The organism is Phytohabitans sp. LZ39 (assembly GCF_059359075.1).
Genome location: NZ_JCADBM010000006.1, coordinates 1 through 23,668, shown reverse-complemented (window position 1 = coordinate 23,668; position 23,668 = coordinate 1). Strand labels below are relative to the sequence as shown.

At 69.2% G+C, this 23,668-nt stretch carries 20 protein-coding genes and 2 pseudogenes; 8 read left to right on the top strand and 14 right to left on the bottom strand.

Annotated elements, in window-relative coordinates; translation table 11 throughout:
* Position 1 precedes the first annotated feature (1 nt).
* The 4 genes from AC5L36_RS13815 to AC5L36_RS13800 form a co-directional block, all read right to left on the bottom strand.
* Positions 2 to 4,159: a polymorphic toxin-type HINT domain-containing protein gene (locus AC5L36_RS13815; protein WP_441224306.1), complete on the bottom strand. Its 4,158-nt coding sequence runs from the start codon at positions 4,157 to 4,159 to the stop codon at positions 2 to 4.
* Positions 4,160 to 4,209: 50 nt separating this feature from the next.
* A complete protein-coding gene (locus tag AC5L36_RS13810) occupies positions 4,210 to 6,072 on the bottom strand; it encodes a S1 family peptidase (protein WP_441224305.1) in 1,863 nt (620 codons plus the stop codon).
* Positions 6,073 to 6,324: 252 nt separating this feature from the next.
* Complete coding sequence (locus AC5L36_RS13805; RefSeq protein WP_441224304.1) at positions 6,325 to 8,196, bottom strand: S1 family peptidase; 1,872 nt, start codon at positions 8,194 to 8,196, stop codon at positions 6,325 to 6,327.
* A 536-nt stretch (positions 8,197 to 8,732) separates the two neighbouring features.
* Entirely contained in the window at positions 8,733 to 9,131 is a 399-nt protein-coding gene (locus AC5L36_RS13800) for a VOC family protein (protein ID WP_441224303.1), read from the bottom strand.
* 348 nt (positions 9,132 to 9,479) lie between these two features.
* On the opposite strand from AC5L36_RS13800, the gene AC5L36_RS13795 reads away from it, so the two are divergent.
* From AC5L36_RS13795 to AC5L36_RS13785, 3 genes are all read left to right on the top strand, one after another.
* Entirely contained in the window at positions 9,480 to 10,499 is a 1,020-nt protein-coding gene (locus AC5L36_RS13795; protein WP_441224302.1) for an alcohol dehydrogenase catalytic domain-containing protein, read from the top strand.
* A gap of 19 nt (positions 10,500 to 10,518) precedes the next feature.
* The gene (locus AC5L36_RS13790) at positions 10,519 to 11,400 is read left to right on the top strand and encodes a LysR family transcriptional regulator (RefSeq protein ID WP_441224301.1); all 882 of its coding nucleotides are present in this window, start codon (positions 10,519 to 10,521) and stop codon (positions 11,398 to 11,400) included.
* 442 nt (positions 11,401 to 11,842) lie between these two features.
* The gene (locus tag AC5L36_RS13785) at positions 11,843 to 12,220 is read left to right on the top strand and encodes a hypothetical protein (protein ID WP_441224300.1); all 378 of its coding nucleotides are present in this window, start codon (positions 11,843 to 11,845) and stop codon (positions 12,218 to 12,220) included.
* Positions 12,221 to 12,380: 160 nt separating this feature from the next.
* Here AC5L36_RS13785 and AC5L36_RS13780 read toward each other — a convergent pair whose 3' ends face one another.
* Positions 12,381 to 12,803 carry a hypothetical protein gene (locus AC5L36_RS13780; protein ID WP_441224299.1) on the bottom strand — a complete coding sequence of 141 codons (423 nt, stop codon included), beginning with the start codon at positions 12,801 to 12,803 and terminating at the stop codon, positions 12,381 to 12,383.
* A 256-nt stretch (positions 12,804 to 13,059) separates the two neighbouring features.
* Positions 13,060 to 13,305, bottom strand: coding sequence for a hypothetical protein (locus AC5L36_RS13775; protein ID WP_441224298.1), 246 nt, complete (start codon positions 13,303 to 13,305; stop codon positions 13,060 to 13,062).
* A gap of 366 nt (positions 13,306 to 13,671) precedes the next feature.
* On the opposite strand from AC5L36_RS13775, the gene AC5L36_RS13770 reads away from it, so the two are divergent.
* Positions 13,672 to 13,977, top strand: coding sequence for a hypothetical protein (locus AC5L36_RS13770; RefSeq protein WP_441224297.1), 306 nt, complete (start codon positions 13,672 to 13,674; stop codon positions 13,975 to 13,977).
* A 164-nt stretch (positions 13,978 to 14,141) separates the two neighbouring features.
* Positions 14,142 to 14,531: a hypothetical protein gene (locus AC5L36_RS13765; protein WP_441224296.1), complete on the top strand. Its 390-nt coding sequence runs from the start codon at positions 14,142 to 14,144 to the stop codon at positions 14,529 to 14,531.
* Between the two features lie 466 nt (positions 14,532 to 14,997).
* On the opposite strand, the gene AC5L36_RS13760 is transcribed toward AC5L36_RS13765, so the two are convergent.
* The 5 genes and pseudogenes from AC5L36_RS13760 to AC5L36_RS13740 all read right to left on the bottom strand — a co-directional run bounded on the left by AC5L36_RS13760 (position 14,998) and on the right by AC5L36_RS13740 (position 18,228).
* Positions 14,998 to 15,636, bottom strand: a complete 639-nt coding sequence (locus tag AC5L36_RS13760; protein WP_441224295.1) for a hypothetical protein — start codon at positions 15,634 to 15,636, stop codon at positions 14,998 to 15,000.
* A gap of 341 nt (positions 15,637 to 15,977) precedes the next feature.
* A pseudogene (locus AC5L36_RS13755) lies at positions 15,978 to 16,166 on the bottom strand (VOC family protein); the annotation flags it as partial.
* Between the two features lie 92 nt (positions 16,167 to 16,258).
* A complete protein-coding gene (locus AC5L36_RS13750; protein ID WP_441224294.1) occupies positions 16,259 to 16,927 on the bottom strand; it encodes an HAD family hydrolase in 669 nt (222 codons plus the stop codon).
* Between the two features lie 334 nt (positions 16,928 to 17,261).
* Entirely contained in the window at positions 17,262 to 17,525 is a 264-nt protein-coding gene (locus AC5L36_RS13745) for a VOC family protein (protein WP_441224293.1), read from the bottom strand.
* 364 nt (positions 17,526 to 17,889) lie between these two features.
* The gene (locus AC5L36_RS13740; protein ID WP_441224292.1) at positions 17,890 to 18,228 is read right to left on the bottom strand and encodes a hypothetical protein; all 339 of its coding nucleotides are present in this window, start codon (positions 18,226 to 18,228) and stop codon (positions 17,890 to 17,892) included.
* 375 nt (positions 18,229 to 18,603) lie between these two features.
* On the opposite strand from AC5L36_RS13740, the gene AC5L36_RS13735 reads away from it, so the two are divergent.
* A complete protein-coding gene (locus AC5L36_RS13735) occupies positions 18,604 to 18,990 on the top strand; it encodes a VOC family protein (protein ID WP_441224291.1) in 387 nt (128 codons plus the stop codon).
* Positions 18,991 to 20,566: 1,576 nt separating this feature from the next.
* Here the strand turns inward: AC5L36_RS13735 and AC5L36_RS13730 are convergent.
* Positions 20,567 to 20,881, bottom strand: a complete 315-nt coding sequence (locus tag AC5L36_RS13730) for a histone-like nucleoid-structuring protein Lsr2 (RefSeq protein WP_441224290.1) — start codon at positions 20,879 to 20,881, stop codon at positions 20,567 to 20,569.
* A gap of 757 nt (positions 20,882 to 21,638) precedes the next feature.
* Here AC5L36_RS13730 and AC5L36_RS13725 point away from each other — a divergent pair.
* Positions 21,639 to 21,754: pseudogene (locus AC5L36_RS13725) on the top strand (ISAzo13-like element transposase-related protein); the annotation flags it as partial.
* A 137-nt stretch (positions 21,755 to 21,891) separates the two neighbouring features.
* On the opposite strand, the gene AC5L36_RS13720 reads toward AC5L36_RS13725, so the two are convergent.
* The gene (locus AC5L36_RS13720; RefSeq protein WP_441224289.1) at positions 21,892 to 22,476 is read right to left on the bottom strand and encodes a dihydrofolate reductase family protein; all 585 of its coding nucleotides are present in this window, start codon (positions 22,474 to 22,476) and stop codon (positions 21,892 to 21,894) included.
* A gap of 524 nt (positions 22,477 to 23,000) precedes the next feature.
* The gene (locus tag AC5L36_RS13715) at positions 23,001 to 23,384 is read right to left on the bottom strand and encodes a MerR family transcriptional regulator (protein WP_441224358.1); all 384 of its coding nucleotides are present in this window, start codon (positions 23,382 to 23,384) and stop codon (positions 23,001 to 23,003) included.
* 59 nt (positions 23,385 to 23,443) lie between these two features.
* Between AC5L36_RS13715 and AC5L36_RS13710 the strand changes: the two genes are divergently transcribed.
* Positions 23,444 to 23,668: SDR family NAD(P)-dependent oxidoreductase (locus AC5L36_RS13710; RefSeq protein ID WP_441224288.1), on the top strand; the 225-nt coding region annotated here is incomplete at its 3' end.

Below are 23,668 nucleotides of genomic sequence, written 5' to 3'. Positions count from 1 at the left end.
GTCAGTCTCCCACGAGCTTGATCTTGTTTTGCTCTGCCCGACTCAACGAGTCGAAGAACGTGAAGATCTCGTCGAGTTGGCTCGAGTTCGCACCGGTCACATCCAGCACGACGAAGTCGAGCCCTTGCTTGTCGATGTGCCGGCGGAACTGGTCGAAGTACTGCTGCGGATTCCAGTGCTCGTAGGCACCGGGCTGCCCGAACGCATCGTAGGTGCGACGGTAGTCGTCGACGTAGTCGTACGCGTCGTCGGTCGACTCGTGCAGCTTGCGGCCGGTGAAGGAGCGGTCGTTGAGCAGCCGGCCCGCGGTCGCCTGCTCCGCGTCGCTCAGGCGGGTCGCGCCCGGAATGGCCACGCAAGGCGGGTCTTCGTTGTGGGTCAGGACCGCGGTGCCGCCGGCCACCACGTAGTACGTGTGGTAGTCGGCCACCGTCAAGTTGTGGACGCGGGTGGTGACCTGGCGGGTGGTAACCGCGACGATCCCCACGGACGTGCCGCCCGCGCCGCCGACCCGGACGCCGGCTAGGAGCGTGGCCGCCGGCACCCAGGAGCGGAGCTGCGGCACCCAGAACTGGTGGCTGTCGGTGGCCGACAGGGTCGCGGTGCGGGAGCCCCGGCCGCCGTCGACGTCGATACGGATGTCGACGATGGTCTTGGCGCCGTAGCTGCTGCGTGTCGCCGTCGTGGACTTCGCCGCGGTGACGCCCACGACCGGCTGAGTGGCGACGACCCGGTCGCCGGCGCTGACTTTCTCGATGGGCACGGTGCGTCCGCCGGCCAGCAGTACCGGGGTGCCCGGCACGAAGCTGCTGGGACGCTTGCAGGCCCGGGCCAGGTCTTCGGCGAGGTTGACGGCGCCGCGCAGCTTGTCGGCCATCCGGCCGCCCTTGGCCGCGGTGGCGACCCAGCCGAGGAACGGGACCATCGCGCCGATCGAGAGCAGCCCGCCGACCCAATCGCCTCGGCCGAACGAGATCGCGGCGTCGATGCCGTCGCACACCTCGCCGGCGCCGGGGACCAAGCCGCACGCCATGAGCACGAGCTGGAGCATGTCGAGGACGAGGTCCGGGTTTTCCTCGACGAACGTCAGGATGTCGTCGAGCATCTGGCAGCCGGGCGAGGCGCTGTTGGCCGGCGAGGAGCACCGGGCCGGGTTGATCAGCGTCTGCGCGAAGTCGCCGTAGACCTTCAGGCACTCGGAGGTCATCGACGTGGGCTGCACAAGGCATCCCCAGGTGCGGTGGGCGTCGTTGGCGGTGCCGGTGCCGCCCGGACCGCTGCCCGGCTCGGTGCTGCGCTGCCGCTGCTCCCACTCGCGGAGCCTGGCGGCGTAGATGTCGGCCGCCTCCTTGGCCGCCATGTTGGCCGCCACGGCGTCCCGGCCCGCCGCGTTGGCCGCCTCACGCGCGGCCCGCTTGGCCTCCTGCGCGGCCTTGGCGTCGGCGCTGGCACGCTGTGCGGCCGCGGATGCGGTGGCCGCGGACCGCGCGGCGGAGTTCGCGCTGGCCTGGGCCGCGTTGGCCGCGTTTCGGGCGACCGCCGCCGACTGCGCCGCCTCGTCCGCCGAGCGCTTGGCGGCGGCTGCCGACGCCTGCGCGGCCGCCGCGTGCTGGGCCGCCTGGTTGGCCGAGGCGGCCGCCTGGTTGGCCCACTGCCGCGCCTCTTCGGCGGCGTTACGGGCCACCGCCGCCACCCGGTTGGCCTCGGCGGCGTCGGCGAGGGCGGTCTGGGCGTACTGCTGAGTCTGGCGAATCAGCGCCCGGACCGACTCCACGTGCGTGGCCTGCTCCAGGTCACGCTGTGCGGCCTGGTAGCGCCCGGCGGCCAGGAAGTACGACACGTACGACGCGGGGCCGGCGAGCGCGACCTGACCGGCGGCCTTGACCTCCGGGCCACCGCTGTCGATCACGCGGAACGCCTCGAGGCGCTCGTCCGCGGTGCGTGCCACGTGCTGGCCGCTGCGCAGGAACTGGTGCGCGTCGGCGGGCGTGCCGGCCAGCGCCCGCTCGGCGGCGGCCTTCAGGTTGGGGCCGGGGTTGGCGCCGAGGATGGTGTAGATCGCGCGCCGGTCGTTGGCCGCTTTGCCCGTGTAGTTGCGGGTGCGCAGGAACGTGGCCACCGCGGCGTCGTCACCGGCGAGCGCGGTCTGCGCCGCCGTCTTCTCCGGCCCGTCCGGCAGCGTGTCGACCAGGTGCCACAGTCGGGACCGGTTGTCCTGGGCGACCGCGAAACGCCGCCCGTCAGTCAGCCACGACCGCAGCTCGACCTCGCCGCCGGCCAGTGCTTCCCGGGCCGCTTCCTTGGTCCAGTCGCCGCCGGTGGAAAGCAGCGCCAACGCCGCCCGCCGGCCCTGGTCGAGCACCACCTCGGTCGACGCGCCGGCCGCCGTGGCCTGGTCAAGGAGGACCCGCGTGGCCGGGTCGACCCGCTGTTCCTCCTCGGTGTCCCAAAGCAGCTTACGGTTCCACGCGGTGTACTCGCCGGCGTCCGCGTCGGCGGCCTGCTCGGCGGCGAGGGCGTCCTGTGCCGCCTTGACGCCCTGTTCGGTGTACTCGGCGAGCCGCGCCTCGTCTTCCTGGCGGGCCAGCTGCTCCAGCGTCACAGCCTGGTTGGCCGCCGACACGGCGACGTTGGCGGCGTCTACGGCGGCGGCCGCGTGCTTGGCCGACTCCTCCGCCGCCTTCTCCGCGATGCCCGCCTGCTCGGCTGCGGTGTCCGCCGCCGCGGCCGCCCGCTCGGCGTGCGTAGCCGCCTGCTCAGCGAACCGGAAAGCCTCGTCCGACGCCTGCGCGGCGGCCTGCGCCAGCGAGTACGCCCGGTTGGCCGCCCGCGCGGCGGCGGCCGCCTCCCGTTGCGCGGTGGCCGCCGCGTTACGCGCCCGCTGTGCCTGCGCCTGCGATACACCCGCCTGCCGGCTCGCGTCATCGGCCGCCGCGGCGGCCGCGTCGGCGTTGGCGCTGGCGCTGCGGGCCGCGTCGGTCGCCGCCTTCGCCTGGGCCAGGGCGCGGTCCCGCTCCGCTCGGACCTCTTGCAGCTCGCGCGCCTTGCGCGCCGCGTCTCGGGCCGCCTCCGCCGCCGCCCGCGCCGCGGCCGCCTTGCCCGCGTCGGTACGGGCGTCCGCCGCCGCGCGCTGTGCCCGCGAGGCCGCCTGCGCGGTCAGCGACGCCGCGGCCGTCGCCCGCCGTGCCCCGTCGGCCGCGATCCGCGCCGCGCGCATCGCCGCATTGGAGGCAGCCACCGCCTCCCGCGCCGCCTGCGCCGCGCCGGCCGCCGCGTCCGCGGCCCGACCGGCCGCCGCCGACGCCTTCGCCGCGGCGCCGCCGGCCGCGCGGGCCTCCGCGGCCGCGGTCTGTGCCGCCTTCTTCGCCTCCAGCGACGCGTTCACCGCGCGGGCCGACGCCTCCGCCGCTGCCAGCGACTCGCGGGAGGTGATCTCACCGGCCTGCTTGGCCTGCTCGGTCAGGCTCCGGATGGACGCCAGCTCCTGGTCGCGGGCGCGGGCCACGAACTGCCCGTAGACCAGGAACTCGCGTAACTCCTGCGCCGTGCCGGCCAGCGCACGCTGTGCCGCGGCGTCGAGCACCGGGCCGCTGTTGTTGGCACCGCCCGTGAGCATGGTCGTGGCGGCCAGCCGGTCGTCTGCCAGCTCGGCGACCTTGCGGCCGGAGGCCAGGAACCGCGACCAGTCTTCCGCCGTGCCGGCCAAAGCCGCGGTGGCTGCCGCCTTTGTGTGCGGGCCGCCGGACTCCCAGGCCCGGAAGACGCGCAGCCGCTCGTCAGCGCTCCAGGACTGCTTCCATCCGCTGTTGACGAAAGTGCGGAGCCCTTCGGGGGAGCCGTCGAGTGCCCGCAGCGCGGCCTCGCGGGTCGCGGGACCGTCGAGACCGGCCAGCACCTGCGCCGCCGCCCGCTCGTCGGCCTGCTGGGCGGCTGCCCGGCCGGTGTCGAGGAAGGACTGGAGATCCTGCTCGGAACCGAGTAGCGCGACCTCGGCCGCCCGCCGCACCGAGGGACCGCCGGACAGCATTGCCTCGACCGCCAGGCGCCGGTTGGTGTCGGCGGACAGCGCCGCCTCGGCCCGGCCGGGTGCGACCAACAACCCCGCACCGACCACAGCGACCACCGCCGCGGACAGGACACCTCTGACCCTTAACCGCATGCTTGCCTTCACGGTCTCCCCCGGTGTGTATCAGCTTGTGGAATCGACGGTCATTGGATCGGCGGCGCGAACCACGCCTGCAGGTCGGCAAGGATGTGCGCGGTGCCCGGGCTCGTGTTCTTGATCCGCACCGTGCCGCCGGTGCCGACCTGGACCACGGCCAACCCGGACCGGGCGCTGGTGGCCGGATCGGGATAGTTGACGAGCGACGGCACGGGCTCCGCGGCCCCCGCCGGCCAGGCGCGCAGGAAGCCGCCCGCGGTGTTGTTGACGACGGTGAGGTTGAGTACTGCCGCCGAGCCGGCCGGCACGCTGAGCGGGACGTCGACGACGGCGTTTGCCGCCACCGGGGCGCCGGGGCTGAGGCGGGTGTCGAGGACCCGGGTGCCCGCCATGGCCCTCAGCCCCCAACCCGTGGTCTGGCTAGCTGTGTAGTAGCCCTCGGCGGTGAGCACCAGATGGATCGACGAGCCGCCGTGGTTGGTGAACGTGGCCCGCCCGGCCGAGTCGAGCCGGACCGCCAGGCCGTGCGCGAACGTGCCGGGCAGGTAGTCCATGACGCTCTTTTCGCCGTCGGTCGGTGCACGCGCCCCGAGCCAGCCGTGTCCGGTCGAGCCGGTGACGATCACGTCGAGGAAAACGGCGGCGGCACCGGCCGGCACGGCGCCGCCGGTCAGCGTGAACGTGCGGCTCGCCCCGCTGGGGAGCGCGCCGCCACTGGTGCGCGTGTCGACGAGCCGGCTGTGCGCGACCGGGACGAACCCGCCGCCGGTCGTGCCGAACGGCGCCGTGTAGTAGCCCTGCACGTCGACGGTGATATGGGTGTTGCCAGAGGCGTTGTAGACGGAGAGCTTGCCGCCGGCCCGCAGCGGGACGACGGCCGTGTTGGAGATGACCTGGCCCGGCGCCGTGTTGACCATCGACAGCGGGATGGGGCGGCTCGTGCCCTCCGGAAACAGCGTCAGGTAGGTGGCGTTGACCGGCTGCACGGCCGTCACGTCGACCAGCACCGCTCGCACGCCGGTGGCCGGCACTCCGCCCACCCCGGTCACCTGGAAGCTCGTGACGCTGCCGCCAGCGCGAAGGCCGGCCGGCGCCCCGAGACCGATGCGGGTGTCGAGCACCGACGCGCTGGTCGCCAGCCGCACGAAGTCGCCGCCCCGGATCGCCTGCTGTATCCACGGCTTGATGTCGTCGAGCCGGACCTCCGTCGCGCCGTTGCGGGTCTCGGTCTCGTTGAAGCAACCACCCTGCCAGGTCGTGCTGCTGAGCGCGACGACCTCGACCCCGCCGGCGACCTCCCGCAGCGCCGGGCCGCCCGCGTCGCCCCGGCAGACGCCCGGCGGCGCGGCGCCGGTGCCGGCAATGTCCACAGTGGTCGACGTGGTGCCCTGCACGGTGAACGGGGCGGTGCTCAACCTGTCGGGCACCCACTCGGTGGCGGTGCGCCCGAACCCGGCTACCCGCAGCACGTCGCCCACCGCCGGCGCCGTGGTGCCGATCTTCGCCGGTGCGACGTCGATCACCGGCTTGGCCAACCGGGCCAGTGCCACGTCGCGGTCGGTCCGTGGCACGATGTCGATCACGGTGCGCACCTGCCCACCGGAGCCGACCAGCAGGTCGGCGCGGCCGACGGTGACCGTGGTGGGCTGCGCCGGAGGGCCGGAGGGGACCGGCTGCCCCGCCTCGCCGAAACAGCTCGCCGCCGTGACGATCCACTCCGGGTCGATGAGCACACCGGAACAACCACGCACGTCGCCGATCTTGACGTCCGCCACGAAGTCATACGCCCCCTGGGCCGCCGCGGTGCCGCCGGCGATGCCGAACGCCGGGGCCGGCGTCAACGCCCCGACGACCGCCACGACCCAGGCCAGCAGGCCAGCCATCCATACCTGCCGGAACACGAACCGCATCTCAATCTCCCCCGCGCAGCACCGACGCGACCGTCCACTGTGGGCAGGGAGGGCAGACCGATCCCATGGTGAAGCCCCCGTGCGTCACATAGAAGGGAACGCATCCATGAAGCTAGAGGACGACACCGGCAGGACGCTGCCCCGAGCGTCTAAATTGGACGGCATATCCGATTAGCGTGTTTACCCTCTGGGGGACAGCCGTTACGGTGAGTGTCTGCGCCGCCGATCCCCACCCAGCATCCGTCTGCCCGGTCAGTTCATCGGCAGGCGCGCGCCGAGGGTGTTGAGGCCGGTGCCGCCGGCGCCCGGATAGAGCCACAGCCGACCGGCGTTTCCGTCGAAGGCAAGCAGGTCGTGGGTGCCACCGGCATCGATCCGGCCGGCCGCCAGTTCCGTCATCACCGCCCAGCCGCTCAGGCCGATCTCCACCCGGGCGCCAAGCGTGTTCAGCCCCGTACCCGAGGCCGTTCCCGGGTACCGCCACAGCTTGCCCGTGGTGCGGTCCAGCGCGATCAGATCGTCGCGGGCGTCCTGGTTGAAGGCGCCCGCGGTCAGCTCGCTCATCACGGCCCAACCGCTGCGACCGATTTCCACCCGGGCGCCGAGCGTGTTGAGCCCCGTACCCGCGGCGGTCCCTGGATAGAGCCACAGCTTCCCTGTGTCCCCGTCCAGAGCGACCAGGTCCTCGTACGCGTCGTGATTGAACCGGCCCGCCGCCAGCTCACTCATGACGGCCCAACCGCTGCGACCGATCTCCACCCGGGCGCCCAATCCCGTGCCGGACGCCAAGCCCGGATACAGCCACAGCTTCCCCGTGTTGCCGTCCAGAGCGACCAGATCGTCGTACTCGTCGTGATTGAAGCGTCCGGCCGTCAGCGTGGTCATCACGTTCCAACCGCTGCGGCCGATCTCCACGCGTTCGGCGAACCGCCGGCTCTCAGTCGTGCCGGGGAAGAGCCAGAGCCGCCCGGTCGCCGGGTCGGTGCCCAGCAGGTCGTCGTTGTCGTCGGCGGTGAACTCACCCATCGTGAGCCGGTCGACCCCCTGCGGCTGGGCAGCCGTGGTCTGCCGGATCCAACCGGCCAGATCGTCGACGCGGGCCTCGACCGCCTCCCGGCGGGACTCAGTCTCGGCCAGGCAACCGCCCTGCCAGGATCCACTATGGACGGCGACCAGCTCGAACGTTCCGCCCGTCAACTCCCGGAAGGCCGGTCCGCCGGCGTCGCCCTTGCACGTGCCCGGCTGAGCCGGATCGGCCACACCGACGTCGACCGACGTCGCCGCGACCGCTTGGACGGTAAGTGCCGGGGCGTGCAGCGTGCCCGGTGCCCATTCGGTCGCCGTACGGCCGAAGCCCGCGCCCCGCAGCGTCTCGCCGATCACCGGCGCGGGCCCGAGCGTGGCGACCGGCACCTGCGCCGCCGGCGTCGCGAGCCTGGCGAGCAGTACGTCCCGGTCCAGGCGCGGAACAAGGTCGACGACGGTCGTGGCGTGCCCCTCCGTGGAGGCCAGATCCAACCGCCCGACGACCGCCGTCGTCGCCGCGGCCGGGGGACCCGCCGCCGCGCCCTGGCCGCCGGTCTCGAAGCAGCGCTTCGCGGTGAGGACCCACTCCGGGTGGACCAGGACGCCCGTGCACGCCAAGCCGCCGCCCTCGATCCTGGCCACCGGCCGGTACCGGTCGCCGGTCACGACCGGCCCCCCGCCGGTGGCGGCGGGCGGCGCCGTGCCGGTCAGCCGCAGCTCCACCAACACCGCTTCCGGCGGCTCGTCGCCCGTGCCCGGACTGATCGCCACGAACTCGTTCGGGTCAACCTCGTACGTCCGCTGCCCGTCTGGCAGCTCCGCCGTGGCGCGCAGCGACACACTGCCACCCCGCACCCCGAACGTGCCCGGCACCTCCAACGACAGGTAGCCCTGCGATCCGATCGTCCGGAAGCAGTAGTAGACACCGAACGGCGCCTCGTCCAACCACTTCTCGACCTGTATTTCACCGGTCGCGCATTGCTGCTCGCCGAACGGCCGCGACGTCACGAACAGGATGTGCCCGTCGCCCTTGGACACCCGCAGGCCGTGCTGCGCCAGGATCTGCTCGGCGCCCGGGTACGAGAAGTCCTCTACCACCGACGGCGGGGCATCGCCGTCCGCCGACACACGCGCGGGTCCGCGGGCCGCGACGTCAGTCGGTGCCGCGGTCGCCGGGCCTCCTGGCTGCACCAACGAACCAATCAGCACCAGCACGGCAACCATGGCGACATCGCGCACCCATCGGCGACCAGTCGGTCCAATGTGGAACGATACAGCGCGCGTCGACGGCAGTGAATCCACCGCAACCCCCCGTGAACGGTGAACCGGACCAGACCCAGGCAGGCTATCGACCACCGTCGCTGACCACAAGGGGTGTCCGGTCGCGGCTGATGCTTGACACTCGCGGGGTGTCTCGGCAGAGCGTGCACACCTGGCTGAGCCGGTATGCCGAGCAGGGTTCGGCGCGGTTGGCGGATCGGTCCCGGCGGCCGGATTCCTGCCCGCATCAGGCCTTGCCGGAAGTCGATGCCTATGCCCCACGGGCCGGGCATCGGTCCACAGCCTGAACCGGTGGCCAGCGGTCACAGTCCCGCAGCACCTGCTGCCCCCTGCATCGCGTCCCCGGCTGGGACTCAGACGTCGGCTTCGAGGGCGAAGGTATTGCCGTCTGGGTCCTGGAACCAGGCGATACGTCCACCGCCGGCCCGGGCAGTGATCCCCTTGGCGTCGTGTTCGAACTGGTCGTAGCGGACGAACTCGACACCGGACGAGACAAGCTCGTCGACGACCCGGTCGATGTCGTCGACATACCACGTCGCCAGCGTTGCCGCGGTCTTCCCGGCAGTGTCCGACTGATACACGTTCAACGCTGGCCCGCCACCGGAACCATAGACACGGCTGCCGTCGGCGATGTGGGCGCTGGGGCCGGACTCCAGCACCTGCAAGCCCAGCTTGCCTTCGTAGAACCCAATCGCCTTCTGTATATCGGACACGGCGATCGAAGTCCTGACGTGATACGCGCTCAAGGGCATGAACCACCCTCTCACACCCGATCGATGGGCCGGTTCCGCTGCCCAGAGCGCCTCTCCGAAGGCATCAGCGGACCCGGTGCCGGCAACTTCCCCCCGGTCACCTTCGGTGACGAGCGGATCGCGGCTACTTATCCGTGCGTCAGATCAAGCTCGGCCCTCATCGCGGGCCTGACGCGCGGCGTCGCGCCGGCAGGTACGGGAGTGATGTGCATCGTGCGTGTCCTCCTCCGCGGAACCGGGAACACCATGCAGGACAGGCATGAAGGGGATGCGGAACAGGTCTTGGACGCCTGAGTCCGGCCGTTCGTAGCGTCAAGCCGTGATCTCTCGAGCCGAGGAGGAGTGGACATGGCTACCCAGATGCAGGCGGTCGTCGTTCCGAAGGTGAACGCCCCGTGGGAACTACAGAACGTGGACCGGCCGGAGGCCGGCCCCAACCAGGTGCTGGTGCGCGTCCACGCCTGCGCGATCTGCGGCACGGACGTGTGGATGGCGAACGGCACGTTGTCGTTCCGCGAGTTCCCCCTGGTGCTCGGGCACGAAGGCGTCGGCGAGGTGGTGGCCGTGGGCGCCGGTGTCACCCAGCGCGCGATCGGCGACCGCGTCGGCCTCCCGATGGTGCAGAAGCGGTGCGGTAGGTGTGATTTCTGCCGTGAGCAGCACCCGAACAGCTTCGTCACCGCCGCGAACTGCGCGGCCCCGATCCTCACCGGCGTCAACGTCGACGGCGCGCACGCGGAGTACATCGTCGCCGACGTCGATGGGACCGTACTGCTGCCCGACGGGGTCTCGTACGAGCTCGCGGCGCCGACCCTGTGTGCCGGCTTCACCGTCTGGGCCGGCCTGCGCCGGGCGGAGGTCAAGCCGTCCGGTCGGGTCGCCGTGGTCGGCATCGGCGGACTCGGTCACCTCGCGATCCAGTACGCGACGGCCGCGGGTTACCACGTCACCGCGGTGACCCACAGCCCCGACAAGGAGGACCTTGCGCGGCAGCTCGGCGCTGACAAGGTCGTCGCCGACGGCGCGGGGCTCAAGGCCGCCGGCGGCGCTGATCTGATCATGTACACGGGCAGCAACCACGCGGCGCTCGCCAGCGCGATGGACGGCCTGCGTCCGTGGGGCAAGGTCGTCATGATGGGCATCGCCACCGACGAGCTGACGCTGCCCGCGCTGCCACTGGTGTCGAACAGCCACCAGATCATCGGCTCCGCCCACAACGGCTACGAGTACCTCGTCGAGGCGCTCGACTTCGTCGCACGCGGCGCCGTCAAGCCGATGATCGAGCTCTTCCCCAAGGATCGCGTGGCCGAGGCGTACGACAGGGTCGCCAACGGCGACGTCCGGTTCAAGGCTGTAGTGACCTACTGACTCTCCCTATCATGTGTGCATGGCGGACCTCGACCTCCGACTGGTGCGGTACTTCACGGTCGTGGCCGTTCATCAGCACATCGGCCGGGCCGCCGCCGAGCTGCGCGTCGCGCAACCGTCGCTGAGTCGTCAGATCCAGCGGCTCGAGGAGCAGCTCGGTGTGCGGCTGTTCGACCGCACCGCACACGGCAGCCAGCTCACGCCGGCCGGCCGCGCCTTCCTCGTGCAGGCGAACGAGCTGCTCGGGGCCGCCCGCCACGCCGTCACGAACGTCCGGGCCGCCGCGACGTCGGGAACGATCACCATCGGCTACATGCCCGGCCTGCCGATCACCCCGGCGGTGCGCGACCTGCGCGAGCGCCACCCCGACGCGGAGATCCACACCCGCTACCTGACGTGGGAGGACACCCGGTGCCTCGCAGAGCACCGGGTCGACGTGGTGATCGCCTGGCAGCCGTTCGTGTTCCCGATGGAGGGTTACCGCGTGACGGTGCTGTACGAGGACCCCCGGCTGCTCGTGGTTCCCACCACGCACCGGCTGGCCGGGCGCACGTCCGTTACCTTGGCCGACTTCGCCGACGAACCGCTGGTGGAGTTCCCGATGCCCGGCGCGTCTGCGGAGTGGCGGGCCTTCTGGTGGCCGGAGCGTCCGGACGGCGGCCGGCGCCCGGTGGGCCCGGCCGTGCACACCGTGCAGGACAAGTTCGAGGTGGTCGCGTGCGGCAAGGCCGTGATCATGCATCCGCGCAGCGACCAGAGCGGCCTCCTCCGCCCCGACCTGACCTCGATCCCGATCGACGACCTCCCGCCGTGCCAGGCCGTGATGTTGACCCGCCCCGTCGAGGAAAACACCATGGTCGACGAGTTCCGCAGGTCGGCGCTGAGCTGTCTCCCCGGCTAAGGAGACGACGTCAGCGCCCGGGCGATGTGACCGGCGGCAGCCGGGTCGGTCAGGATCGTGTAGTGGTTGCAGTCGGGCACCAGGTGAGCCCTGAGCGGGCTCTCCCGGGTCCAGTGGTCGACCAGCGGACCGCGACCGCGGCCACCGCCAACGGCAACTTCGAACTTCCCGTGCCGCAGCGCCGACCGACCGCCCAACTACTCGCCCGCGGACTACGCGCCACGCCACCCGAAGCGGACCTATCCAGCTGGCTCCACGGCCTCGACGAAGCCCTCGGTCTAACCCAGCTCGGCCGGCAGAGTCCGCAGCGGCGTGACCGCAACGCCATCGAAGATTTGAAGCAGGCGGCTGAGCACCACACATTGACCATCGGCGACATCGCCGGCGCCCTCCGTACCGGCAAGATCACCCTCACGACCTACCACGCCGCCAAAAGGCGGGAATGGACTACGTCATCCTCCCAGGCCTCATCGACGGCCTCATCCCGCGCAAACGCTGGAACCGAACAAACAACGACTGGATCCTCACCAAAGACAGCGACTACGAACAAGCCCGATCCAGCTTCTACGTCGGCCTGACCCGCGCCAAACGCGCCGCAATCCTGATCGAAGGGACACTCTGGCACAGCTACAAAGGCATACTCAACCAGTCGACCCCTTCAACATTCGTCAGCTCTATCAGGAACACGCCGCGCCAGCCGTGCTTCCCGGTGCAAGCAATGGCCGGTGACAACGGTCAACGGTATCGGCCGCTGCGTGAAGCTGGGGCTGCAAAGGCCGAGCCCAGCACGCGCGTACGCGCCGACGACTTGGGCCATTGATCACACTCGACTCCATGCCCCCGTTGCTGCCCACCTTGCCACGTTGCGCGCCCGTGGGCGAGGAAGTGGTCTCAGAGTCAGACGTGCAGGAGGGGCAATACCGCACAAAAGGATTTAAGCAAGCTGGCGCCGACGTCAGAGGCCTTGAACTGGGGATTAGTTAATGCTCGGCCAACGGCTCCCATTGAGGGCCGGAGAATGGCGCATACCCGCTAGGCTGATCCGCCGACATCACCGTCATCGCAGCAGCCATCGCGGCGTGCGCCAGCGCCGCCGGCCGGCCCCACCGCACCGCGACCACCAGCCACACCAGCGACGCTGCCGCGGCGTACCCGGCCACGAACGCCGCCGCACCACCAGTGCCATGCCCATGGTGGCCGGGCACCGCCGTCATCCACGCCATCGCCGCCGCGAGCGCCGCGTGGTGCGCCTGCCAGCCCGCACCGCCACCACTCGCAGCGCGAACCAGAACGCGACCACCGTGAACAGGCCCGACTGCAACCAACCCGCGACAACCCCGCCCCGCCACCATCGCCACGACCATCGCGATGTGGCCGGCAAGCGACACCCGTTCCACTGCCATACCAAGACTGATCCGGGCAGCCCCACCGATTCCTCGCCGACGACTGCCGGGCGCCGCACTGGCGGTTGAGCGGCGGGCCGGCCGAGCAAGAGCGATCACCAGCATTGCCTGACGACTTACGAGGAACCACCCGGATGCGGCAGATCCGGGCGTTTCCCGGTGTCAGCGATGGAGGCGGATTGGCCTGACGATGATCTCGAAGGACGCCCGGGGTGCTCGGCAAGGCCGAGGGTCAGATCCATGGGCTTCGTCCGTCCTACAAGACCTTATAGTTTGCCCAGAGCCTGTCGAAGATGGGGCGCACGGTTCGCCGTTGCTCAGGGGTCAAGTTGACGTCTTCCTCCTCCAGCCGGTCGAGGAGTTCCTGCCACACCATCTCCGCGTCGTCGAACGGCATGTGCTCGTCGTGCTTCCACGTATCGAAGGAAAGATCGATTCCCTCGAACCAGCCTTCTTCGCCCTCACCGTCGTTCCACGGGAAGGTCGGAAGCTTCTCCGTCACGGACGGAGTGTATGCAAGACGGGCTACGTCGACGAAGTCCGACGACACCGGGCCGCGCCCTGGCCACTGCCTAGCAACGCGCGCTCATCGGCAGTTGAGCGTCCTCGCTCCGTGCGTTTCGGCGTGGCTGGCAGCGTCGCGCGGCGGACGGGCGAAGCGCTCGATTAGCACCACTGGGCCTAGCGGGAGCGCAGCCGCGTGCCCGTCGAGCCGCAGCAGCAGGATCGGCAGGAGGACGACGAACGCAGCATGGCAAGCGGCCCGCGGCCCGCTCAGGCGACCAGACCCTTCCGGTCGGGTTGACGCCGCAGCTCCCGCAGGACCCCGTGCCGCTTCAAGCCCCACGCCAGGCGCCGGGGCGTGCCGATGCCGCACGAGCAGAACCACGGCGTGTCGGATGAGCGCCCAACGCCGGCCCTGGAACTGGTTCTCCGTCGCCTGCCAGATCACCGCGCGTACGGGTGCGGATTCGAGCACGGCGCGGATCTCGGCGCGGACGCCGCGGTCGTCCAGCGCGGACTGGATCGACCGGGCCAGCTCCGGGCGGTCGGCCAGACTTTCGGTGATCCCGGCGACGAGGCCGTGCCGGACATCCTCGGCCTCGAGCAGCAGCAGCGTCGCACGCCGGATTCCCCGTGGCGGGACGCTGGCATTCCGCCATTGTCCGCCTAACCGACGCGGCGCAGGACGTACACAGGACCCACCGCCGACTGCCCGCCGGCCACGACCGGAGCTGCGGCATTCGTCGCCGCCTGTCCGGAGAGCGGCGTAGCCCGGCGTTTGCCGTCCCCCCGATCCGGGGCATCACTGGCTCGACCCCTGATCGAGGAAGTGGCATGGGATGGCTGCGGGACTGGCTGCGCCGGCGTAAACCGCCTCAGGACGTAGCGGAGCGGCTCACCGGCGCGGGCCTGTTTCGGGTGCACACCGAGCGGGTGCCGCTGACCGACGCGCAGACGGTACAGCGGTGGCTACGCCAACTCGACCCCGACCTGGACCACCAGGTGCACATCCGCCGGCCGTGGGGCGTCATCGCGGCGGTCACCGACCGCCGCAACCCGGTCGCCGTGGTGATGTCCGACGTCGAAGACCGCAGCTGGAGCGCCTACCCGCCGGGCGGCGACGGGCACGCAGAGCTGACACCAGACCAGATGGAGCACGTGATGCTGGACGCGCTCACGTCAGCAGAACGGCCCGCCTGGCCGGACTGGCGGCGCCTCGACTGAGCTCCACGAGCCGGCGCAGGTCCGCCGGCACCTCCCAGCCGCGCAGCCGGTCACCGTGGAACTGCCGTACCCGATCCATCGTCATCGAACCTAGAACGGCCGGCAAACCCCGGGTTACCGGCGGCTCAGCGCCGCAGGTCGGCGTCAACCTCGCGCAGGTGGCGCAACGCGATACGTACGAGCCGAACAGGCCGGTGCTCTCGTACGGCACGCCAAGCGGGCAGCACCGGCAACGTCCCGGCCACCGCCGTGGGCGCGACGGTCCGCGGAGTTAGGCGTCCCGGGCGAGACTACGGCGGCGGATAGACACGGTCATCGGGTGGAGCAGCGTGTGCGTTGTCCGGGCTTGACGCAGACCAGACCAGCCACCGTGAATAAGGCGAACACCTCGATTCGAAGGTGACGCCGTTAACCTGTCCGCCCTGCCGCTGCCGGATCCAGTAACGATTCATTCACCTCCTCACGATCAGGTCCTCACGCGCCCATTGAACGATCGTTGTCGCCACCTGCACGACGATCCGGCCCTCCTCCGCCGTGGGCTCGCGGCGGTCCTTGCGGCGTGTCGGTCAGGGTTGGGGTAGACGAGGCGAAGCATCCCGACTAGTGCCTCCACCGGCCGGAAAGGCGGTGTCTTCGCAGGGTCGGTCTGGTTGAACAGCAAGCCGACATCCCATTTGTCCCCTTTGCTACCAAGCTCACCGACGACTTGGCCGATCTTCGCCTGGTCCTGCTTCGGCACGACGATCGGCAGCAGGATCGCCTCCACCGCCTTGATCGCATGGTCCCAAGCATCGGACGGGTCACCATCGCGGTCGTACGCCTTGTCCCATGCCTTCGCCAGCTCCACGCTGGCCACATCGGACGGAGACGACGCGAGGACGTATGACTCGTGGGCCGTTGGCTCAGCTCGCCTCACCAGACCACGCTCCGTTGCCATCCAGATCGAGCGGGCGTAGGCGAGCTGGCGCTCGACCTCCTCGTGCGGCGGCGGCGGCCGGAAAACGACGGTCCCGTCGTTGAGCACGAGGATCGTCTGGTGCACGACGTCGAGCAACTCCTCGTCGCCCCTGTCGAGGTAGTCGATGACGTAGCCGAAGGCACTCACCGTCCCGCCGGTCTCGATCGGCAGATCGAGCGCAGTGGCAACCGCGCTCGCGCGCTCGGAGCCCTTCGGGGGGTCATACAGGTACCGCTTCAGCCACCCCTCGACGAACGCCTTGAAGGCGGGACTGACCTCACCCCGCCTCTGCCCCGGCGCAGAGCCGTTTCGTGGTCGCGGTCCCGGGGGGAAACTTCGAAGGACGCGAGCAACGTGATCTCCTTCGGCAGGTCGACCTAGACACGACCTGCGTACCAGGTGCTTATAGAGGCTCCACGAGCTTGGTGGGGAAGGGGTTCTCGCAGCCCATGAGCTTGTCGGCCCGGGTGTGAGGGGCACCGGTTCGATCAGTTGACGCAAAACTCGTTGCCTTCCGGGTCCTGCATGATCAGCCAGAATCCTTCGTCGTTGTCGACGCGGCGGTAGATCGACCCGCCAGCAGCTACGAGCTGGTCCCCGACTGCCTCGATCCGGACCCGGCGCTCTGCATCGGGCACCGCGCCGCCGGCCTTCACATCGAGGTGGACCCGGTTCTTTGTGGTCTTCGGTTCGGGGTCATATAGGAAGAATCAGACATCTATTGCGAAGTGCATAGGGCAACCTTGACAAACCAAGAACCGAACCAGTTTCAAATTCCGGCCAACGTCAGCACGTGATCGAATCCGCGAAGCTGGGCCGGCGAACTCGTCATCGGTAGCACCAGGGCCGGTATGCCGGCGGCCACGGAACCGCCGTCGCCGCTGGGATGGTCGCCGACCATCAGCGTCCGATCTGGCTGTGCCTCCAGGGCATCGAGTGCGGTGCGCCAGATCTGTACATCGGGTTTGACGAAGCCGACCTCGTAGGAAAGTACGAATGCATCGATGTAGCGGTCAAGCCCGTGCCGGGCAAAGCATTTGCGAATATCCCAGCCAATGTTGCTCACCACGCCAAGGCGAATACCGCGGGCGCTCAGGGCGGCGAGAGTGGATGACGTGTCCGCGTACGGCTCGAGTGCTTCGGCGTGCGTTTGGTGCAGGGCTCGCGCAAACGGCAGGTCCACCCCACGGATCTGCCGCAGGACAGCCAGAATCGCCCGGTCCCACACCTGCGGGTCCAAGTCGCGGGCAATATGAGCAGGGTCCGTGGCCGTTGTCCGCAACAACTCAGCGAAATCCGCGGCGATGCGCTGAGCGTCACCGGCGGCCACCTCCCGGCCGATCAATGCCGCGGCGCTGCCGACCCAGCGGTTAGGGTCTCTGGCGAACAGGGTCCAAGCGAAGTCGAACAGGACGGTTGTCACGGGTTTCGAAGCCACCAGGTCACCCTAGATAAGCAGGACGACTCCCGTGGGGCCATGATGCTCCTGACTGCACTCGTGATGCGCAGGGACCGAGCGTGTTCTTGGAGGAGATCGGGCACGGAAGTGCCAGGACGTCAGCGAACAGACCGTCATGCAGGTCGCGGCGGCCTGGAGCCTGGACCCGACCACCCTGCACCTGGTGGAGTCGAGCCTGCGTACGGGAATCTGCGGCACGATGGCTGGAAAGGCGTAGCATCCGGCTCAAGACTTCACGACTATGTCCGGGCCGAAGTTCGCGAGGTCGTGCACGGCAGGCCCAAGTGCAGGGGCCAAGCGCTACGCGAACCGACTAGACCCGCTCGGTGGGGTCAGGTTTCCCCTCTGGAACGCGTAGGAAGAAGATGTCGGGACGGTGGCCCTGCTTGTCAACCAGGGTGCGGCCGGCGTTGCGCTGCTGCTCGGGGATCTGGTTCGCGTCGGCCCACTCCTGCCAGGTGGTGAAGCCGTCCGGTGGGCCGTGCGGGAAGTCGTAGCCAGGTAGCGCCACCATCCAGAAACGAGCCAGCCGGTCCGGATCGGCGCAGTCGAACACGATGTGGATGTCGGGAATCATGCGCCCGACCGTAGTCCGGACCGCGGACCACCGCGGCCCTACCGGATGGGCTCCACGCCGTGTCAGCAACGGGGTTGAGGGTGCCCCACGGGCCTTCCTGGTCATGACGGTTCGGGTTCATAGGCGCTGGGCGCTGGCTGACCAGGCTGCGGAACCCGTAGGCGGCGCGGGCGATGGCTTTGACGACCCGGTTGGCTTCGGAGCCGGCGTCCGTGCTCCCGGTGTGCTGGGATGCGTTATAGATCAACCGACTTTGCAATCGGCCTGGCTACGGACCTTGTCCCATCCGCCTTAATCTCGGACAACTCCTGCGACGCCAGCGGCGCCGCCATCATCGCCATTGCGAGAGAGAGACGGTGCGTGTTCAGTAGGTTCGGGTCTCGATTGCCATAAAGTCGAGAAGGCCGCTCGCTGGTATCGGCTGCGGGCTGATAGTGACAAAGTTGATCGTGGCCTTGGGCGGCAGCGGTTGTGGGTTCAGGGCCACCAGTCTGATGCGCGCTCCCGGTGGGAGCGGCTGCGGATTGAGTGCGACGAGATTGATCGTCAGTTCTGGAGGCAGCGGCTGGGGGTTGAGCGTCAGGATCTCGATCGTCGCATCGGGCGGCAGCGGTTGTGGGTTCAGCGCCACGAGGTTGATCGTGGCGTCGGGCGGCAGCGGTTGTGGGTTCAGCGCGATGAGGTTGGCGGTCGGCTGCTCCATCGACTTCTCCTTTCCCGAGAGCATGGCAGAAGCGTACCCGTGCGGGTGGGGTTACCGGTTGAGACGCGGGTCAGCCTCTGCGGCGAGCCACCGATTTGGCCAGCCGCGGCCCGGGTTTGGCGTCATTCCGGTGGTTCCGCCCCCCCGGCGCCGGTCGGCGGAAAGTGACTACGGCGACTCCGGTGCAGACCCACCACCCGCACCTATCATTCGCACCTATCATTCGCACGAGCCGCGAAGCCGTGCCTATCCACGTCGGACTCGCTCGGCGTAGGGACCGCCCCGTGCCGAACCGACAACCTGCTCGTTCCAGGCGATGACTTTCGCCTCGCTGGCTCGTCTGTACTAGTGACACCCATACGATGAGGAGGAACCATGACGGGCACCAGCCTGAACAGCATGCTGCTGGCCAGCGCGGACCCAGATCGGCTGCGGTCCTGGTACGTCGCCGCGCTGGAGCCGCAGGAGAGCACCGAGATGGACCAGTACCGGGTGCTTCGGTTCGACGCGTTCAATTTGATGATCGACAGCCGCGCCGACGTGGGCGACAAGAACCCCGAACCCGGCCGGGTGATCCTCAACTTCGAGGTGCCGGACGCGCGAGCGGCTGTGACGCGCGTCGACGAGCTGGGCGGGGCCTGGCTGGCCGAGATCGAAGACCGTGACGGCAGCCTCTTCGCGACCGCGATCGACCCGGACGGCAACTATGTCCAGATCATCCAGCTGAGCGAGGAGCACCGGGCGGCCATGACGCAGAAGTGAGCCCGTGCCCGGGGCAGGCCGGCCGCCGGCGCGTCAACATAGCGTGTCAGACCCGCTGTACCACCGCGAACACCAGCAGGGGCGGCGCCGACCGCAACCGGCTTGCCCTGGGCTTCATACTTGGCACTCAGCTGCTGGCCGGAGAGCTGGCCACCGCCGGGTGGGACCCGCGGGCCGGGGTTCGCCAGTATTATCAGCCGCGCCATGCCTGAGCTAGGCGGCGGCACGATTTGTACCAAGCTCCCGACGCACTCTCATCGACTATGATCGAATGTTGCGCCCAGGCATGAGCATCTCGACTCGGACGTGGAAGCTTTCCGCTACGCTCGCGCCCGGTAAAGATCATGGGCCGTGGCACGCGAGTGATGTTGACCGCCGCGTGGACCGGCGGTCGCATCATCCGGCGGGCCAGCCCATGACCGCCCGACCAAGGCGGGCCATCGAGGCAGCACACTGCCCGTTCGAGGCCGACCCGGCCGTGCCCGCCGACCCCCGATCACCCATCAGCACCGCGTCGGGACTGGCCTTGGATTTGGATGGATGGATGGTGGGGTGTGGCGGTTGAGCGTGGACACGTTCTGCGCTATCTGGTGCGGGTGTTGTCACCTGCGCGGCTGGAAGTGGTGTTGGGCGATGTAGTCGGCGACGGCATGGCCGAGATTGATCGATACGATGCAGCCCCAGATGTCATCACACGGTCAACCCCCACGCGCGGTCCCGGAAGCTCAACGAGCCGGGCGGGCCAGGGGCCAGGAGTAGGTTGCGGTAGGCGGCCGTCCACGACGGCGTGCCTTCGGGTCCGGACTGTCGGCCTGCTGCATCATGACCGGAAGCCGCCATCGGTAAGGTCTGGGACGGAGAGGCCGGTCTCGGCGAGGGTCCTGGCACCGGGGATGCTGCTCGGTTGCGGTCGATCGGGCCGGCGAGTCCTGCTGGGTACAACGTCTTCGACCGAATGGGCGCGAGCTGGCTGCGGCCAGCGTGGCGACGTTGAGGTCAGGGCCGGTAGCGGTCCTGTTCTGGCCGGCGGAGGCAGGTCAAGCCCGCGCGCTGTCATCGACAGTCGGCTGTTTGATGGTGGCGTGGCCGTGTTTTGCGATGTCGACTACCCGGCTGGCAAGATCGTATCCGTCCGGAGCCTGGCAGTTCTACCGCGAAGACGCTGATGCTGCGTGGTTCGCGTGGGTGGTGAGGTGGCTGGCATCATGGTGCCGCTACCGGGCGCGGCTCCCACCCGTCGTTCGCGGTGTCCGCCTACCCCGACGGCTGCGAAGACGACGAGCAGTCGCGATTTCGCCGAGTCGGCGGGCGGGGACCCCGCCGGCATCCACCGTCGACCGCCTGTGCAGCTTCGTCACGGATCGTCGCGACCGCCGCCGGCGAGAGGATCACCCGACCGATCTAGGCCACACCGGTCCTCGCAAGGTAAGGAACCGGACTTGTGCGGTCCCTGGCGCCACTTGACGGGCCGAGCGGTGTGGCGGCGGCTCAGCCTCCTGGCACTCAGTCGTGGTCACCGCCGTACAAGCTGCACGGCTGTCGCTAGGCGACCAGACCTCACACTCCAGCTGAGCCACTATCTGGCGGAAGCGTAATATTCGTCCACGATGGCCGCGGGAATCCGGCCTCGGTCCGACAGTTCTTTACCCTGTGTGGCAGCCCACTTCCGGATGGCTTTGTTCTCCTCCCGGCCACCGGCGCGGCGCCGGTCGGCCGTTGCCCGCCGTCCCGGTGTGGGCGCCCCCGCCCGGCCAAGACGAGTACCGGCATCCTGGTAGGCGGACAACAGGGTACGGAGCTTGCTCGCGTTCCTGCCCGATAGGTCGATGGAGTAGTCGACCCCGTCGAGTTTCCCGGAACACCACCCCGATCTGCTGAGCTGAATCGACACACACCAGCAACCGCAGGCCTCGGTTGTGACCGCCAGTACCCCTATCGCCGAACAGCGACGCCCTCAAGCACAGCCACCCAAGACAGCCATACAGGGTCACCGACCGGTCTGCCTTCTCCGAGGCTTTGCCGAACCTTCCCGGCTCCCAAGCCAGTGCGTCGGTACCGATCGCCAGCCTCCCCCGACTCCAAGCAGGAGTACCAGGACCAGACATCGTCGGCGCGTTGCAGCTCGGCGTCGCCAACGAGCGGTCACCGGTGGGTGCGGGGCGTGATCCGCATGGGGCTCGGCGCTGACCAAGCCGGACTGGGCAACCGTGACCCGGCATCTGCACGCCATGGGGGCGGTGCGACATCTACGATGCGATCTTGTTCGAGGACACCTACCCTCGACAACGATGAAACATCGCAGCACACGTGGTTGGTGCGACGGGCCGGTCCGCGGTGAGCGGACCAGCACCCACCCCAGCGGCATCACGGTCGAGTACGGACACTGCTCCCGCTGCGGCACCTCTTTCCGGCGGGTCACCGACTACGGCGACTGCGGACTACTCGACCTGTCCGCCCGGCCATGGATCGAGATAACCCCGGCCGCGCCGGCACCGTTACCGCCTCCACCGAAACGGCACTCGCCGAGCAACCGCACCAGGCCGCCCACACGGGTTGGAGCTACCCGGCCCCGCCGCTGAGCTGCTCTCCTCCACGGCCGTCGTCGCGCACGACCAGGTCGACGTCCGGCCGCGTTGGAGTGAAGGATGGATCCGGCGCTGGTGCCAACGCTGTTGGCGTTGTCGAACCGGACGAGCAGGATGATCCGATGTCGCCGTTACGGTGGACGACGAAGTCGTTGTCGAACCTGGCCGAACAGTTGACCGCTGCGCAACCGCGCACGCGCAACTCAAGGCAAGAGCGTGCACCTGATCTTGCCGCCAGCACCGCACGGATGGCGGCTACTTACGTACCTGATCTTGCGGGCGTCGGTGGGCGACTGCCGAAGCAGGTACGGCGCCCTCACATGCGGGCGTAGCGGGCGATGATCACGCCGGTGGTGGTCGTAACGCTACGCGTGAGCTGAAACCCGGTCCGCGGCGCCGGGCCTTCGAACAGCCGACTGCCGCTGCCCAAGGTCATCGGGTGGATCACCAGCGTGTACTGGTCGACCAGCCCGGCGGCGTGCAAGGTGCGCACCAGCGATGCACTCCCGATGATCGACAGATCCCTGTCCGACTCAACCTTGAGCTCGGTCACCGTCTCGACCGCGTCCCCACGCAACAACACCGAGTTCTGCCACGCATCGACGTCCACCAGACTCCTGGACACGACATACTTGGTCGCCGCGTTCATGTGCGTGCTGAACGGGTTGCCATCACTCGCGCGTCCCCAAGCCGTGACGAAATCCTGCCAGGTGCGGCGGCCCAGCAGCATGTCACCCGGCGCGCTCATACCCATACCCATCTCCCGGGCCATCACACCGTCCCAGTACCCCTGGCCCCAGCCGCCGTGCATGAATCCCCCGCGAGTGTCCTCGTCAGCCCGGCCCGGGCTCTGCACGACACCGTCGAGCGTGACACTCATCGTCACCGTGATCGAACGCATGGAATGCTCCTCGGTCTGCGCAGCCCGCCCCGCTCGCGAGCCGTCAATTCCCAAACGAACGACCACCAACCAACTCGACACACGCCAAGAATCTGCCGGACGAGACGCCAGCGTCCGGCCTAGGCTTGATCGCGTGGGAGATCAGGCGCTTCGCCTCGGTGTGCTCACACCGCGGGTGCCGCCGGCCCGAAGATCGAGTTCGCGGCGATGACGGGCGCGCGGTGGAGACCCAATTCGCGCGCGTCTCGGCGAAGGCGTCGTCGAGCAGCGGCGGCCGGGTCAGCAAGTGGGCTGCGGCCGCCATGGCCGCCGCCGGTGCAGCTCACCGCGATAGCCGCCGCCGAAGACCTTGCCCCCTTGAGCGGCCACTGACCCTGACGACATGGTCCGTCGGCACGCCCTGTCGGCGGCAGAAGAGTATATCGATCTTGAATGGAAACGCGGCATGCCACCCGGGTCGCGGCCCGGCTCTTCACCACGAGAAGAAAGCGCGGTTGCGACCACGTTCCCTCGCTCGCGGTGGTTCAGTCCACTTCGTTGACGGCGGCTTCGTAGTCGCAGCCAACCATTGACTTTCCGATGAGGGCGATTACTTCGTCAAGTTGGGCGCGGGCTGTGGCAAGTTGGGCGATCTGCGCGTCAATCCGTTCTCGTTCGGCGGCCAACCGGGCCCCGGCCTCCGCAGGGGTGATCTTGGCGCCGGCGCAGGGCAACAGCTCGGCGATCGTCCGGCTGGACAGGTTCGCTGCAAAGAGAAGCTGGATGAGCCTGACCCGGTCAACGGCCATCTTCGGGTAGTGACGCTGACCCGTGCGGCTGCGCTCGGAATGCAGCAGCCGCTGCTGCTCGTAATAGCGCAGTGACCGCGTGCTCACACCTGAACGAGCGGCCAGTTCCCCGATTCGCAAAGTGATCACCGCCACAATTCTTTGCCTTTGACATCAATGTCAACTTTTAGCGTACCGCCATGCACATTTCCGGAGCGATTGCCCTGGTCACCGGGGCCAACCGCGGCCTCGGCCGCCACTTCGCCGCGCAACTGCTCGATCGCGGCGCCGCCAAGGTGTACGCCACCGCCCGCCGTCCCGAACTCATCACACTCCCCGGCGTGGAGGTCCTGCCGCTAGACATCACCGACCCCGCTTCAGTGGCGGCCGCCGCCCGAGCTGCCAGCGACGTCAACTTGCTGGTC

Coding starts and splice junctions, on each gene's coding strand:
- AC5L36_RS13815 (WP_441224306.1), bottom strand. CDS start 4,159: ATGCGGTTAAGGGTCAGAGGTGTCCTGTCCGCGGCGGTGGTCGCTGTG.
- AC5L36_RS13810 (WP_441224305.1), bottom strand. CDS start 6,072: ATGCGGTTCGTGTTCCGGCAGGTATGGATGGCTGGCCTGCTGGCCTGG.
- AC5L36_RS13800 (WP_441224303.1), bottom strand. CDS start 9,131: ATGCCCTTGAGCGCGTATCACGTCAGGACTTCGATCGCCGTGTCCGAT.
- AC5L36_RS13795 (WP_441224302.1), top strand. CDS start 9,480: ATGGCTACCCAGATGCAGGCGGTCGTCGTTCCGAAGGTGAACGCCCCG.
- AC5L36_RS13790 (WP_441224301.1), top strand. CDS start 10,519: ATGGCGGACCTCGACCTCCGACTGGTGCGGTACTTCACGGTCGTGGCC.
- AC5L36_RS13785 (WP_441224300.1), top strand. CDS start 11,843: ATGGACTACGTCATCCTCCCAGGCCTCATCGACGGCCTCATCCCGCGC.
- AC5L36_RS13780 (WP_441224299.1), bottom strand. CDS start 12,803: ATGGCAGTGGAACGGGTGTCGCTTGCCGGCCACATCGCGATGGTCGTG.
- AC5L36_RS13770 (WP_441224297.1), top strand. CDS start 13,672: ATGCCGCACGAGCAGAACCACGGCGTGTCGGATGAGCGCCCAACGCCG.
- AC5L36_RS13765 (WP_441224296.1), top strand. CDS start 14,142: ATGGGATGGCTGCGGGACTGGCTGCGCCGGCGTAAACCGCCTCAGGAC.
- AC5L36_RS13745 (WP_441224293.1), bottom strand. CDS start 17,525: ATGATTCCCGACATCCACATCGTGTTCGACTGCGCCGATCCGGACCGG.
- AC5L36_RS13740 (WP_441224292.1), bottom strand. CDS start 18,228: ATGGAGCAGCCGACCGCCAACCTCATCGCGCTGAACCCACAACCGCTG.
- AC5L36_RS13735 (WP_441224291.1), top strand. CDS start 18,604: ATGACGGGCACCAGCCTGAACAGCATGCTGCTGGCCAGCGCGGACCCA.
- AC5L36_RS13720 (WP_441224289.1), bottom strand. CDS start 22,476: ATGCGTTCGATCACGGTGACGATGAGTGTCACGCTCGACGGTGTCGTG.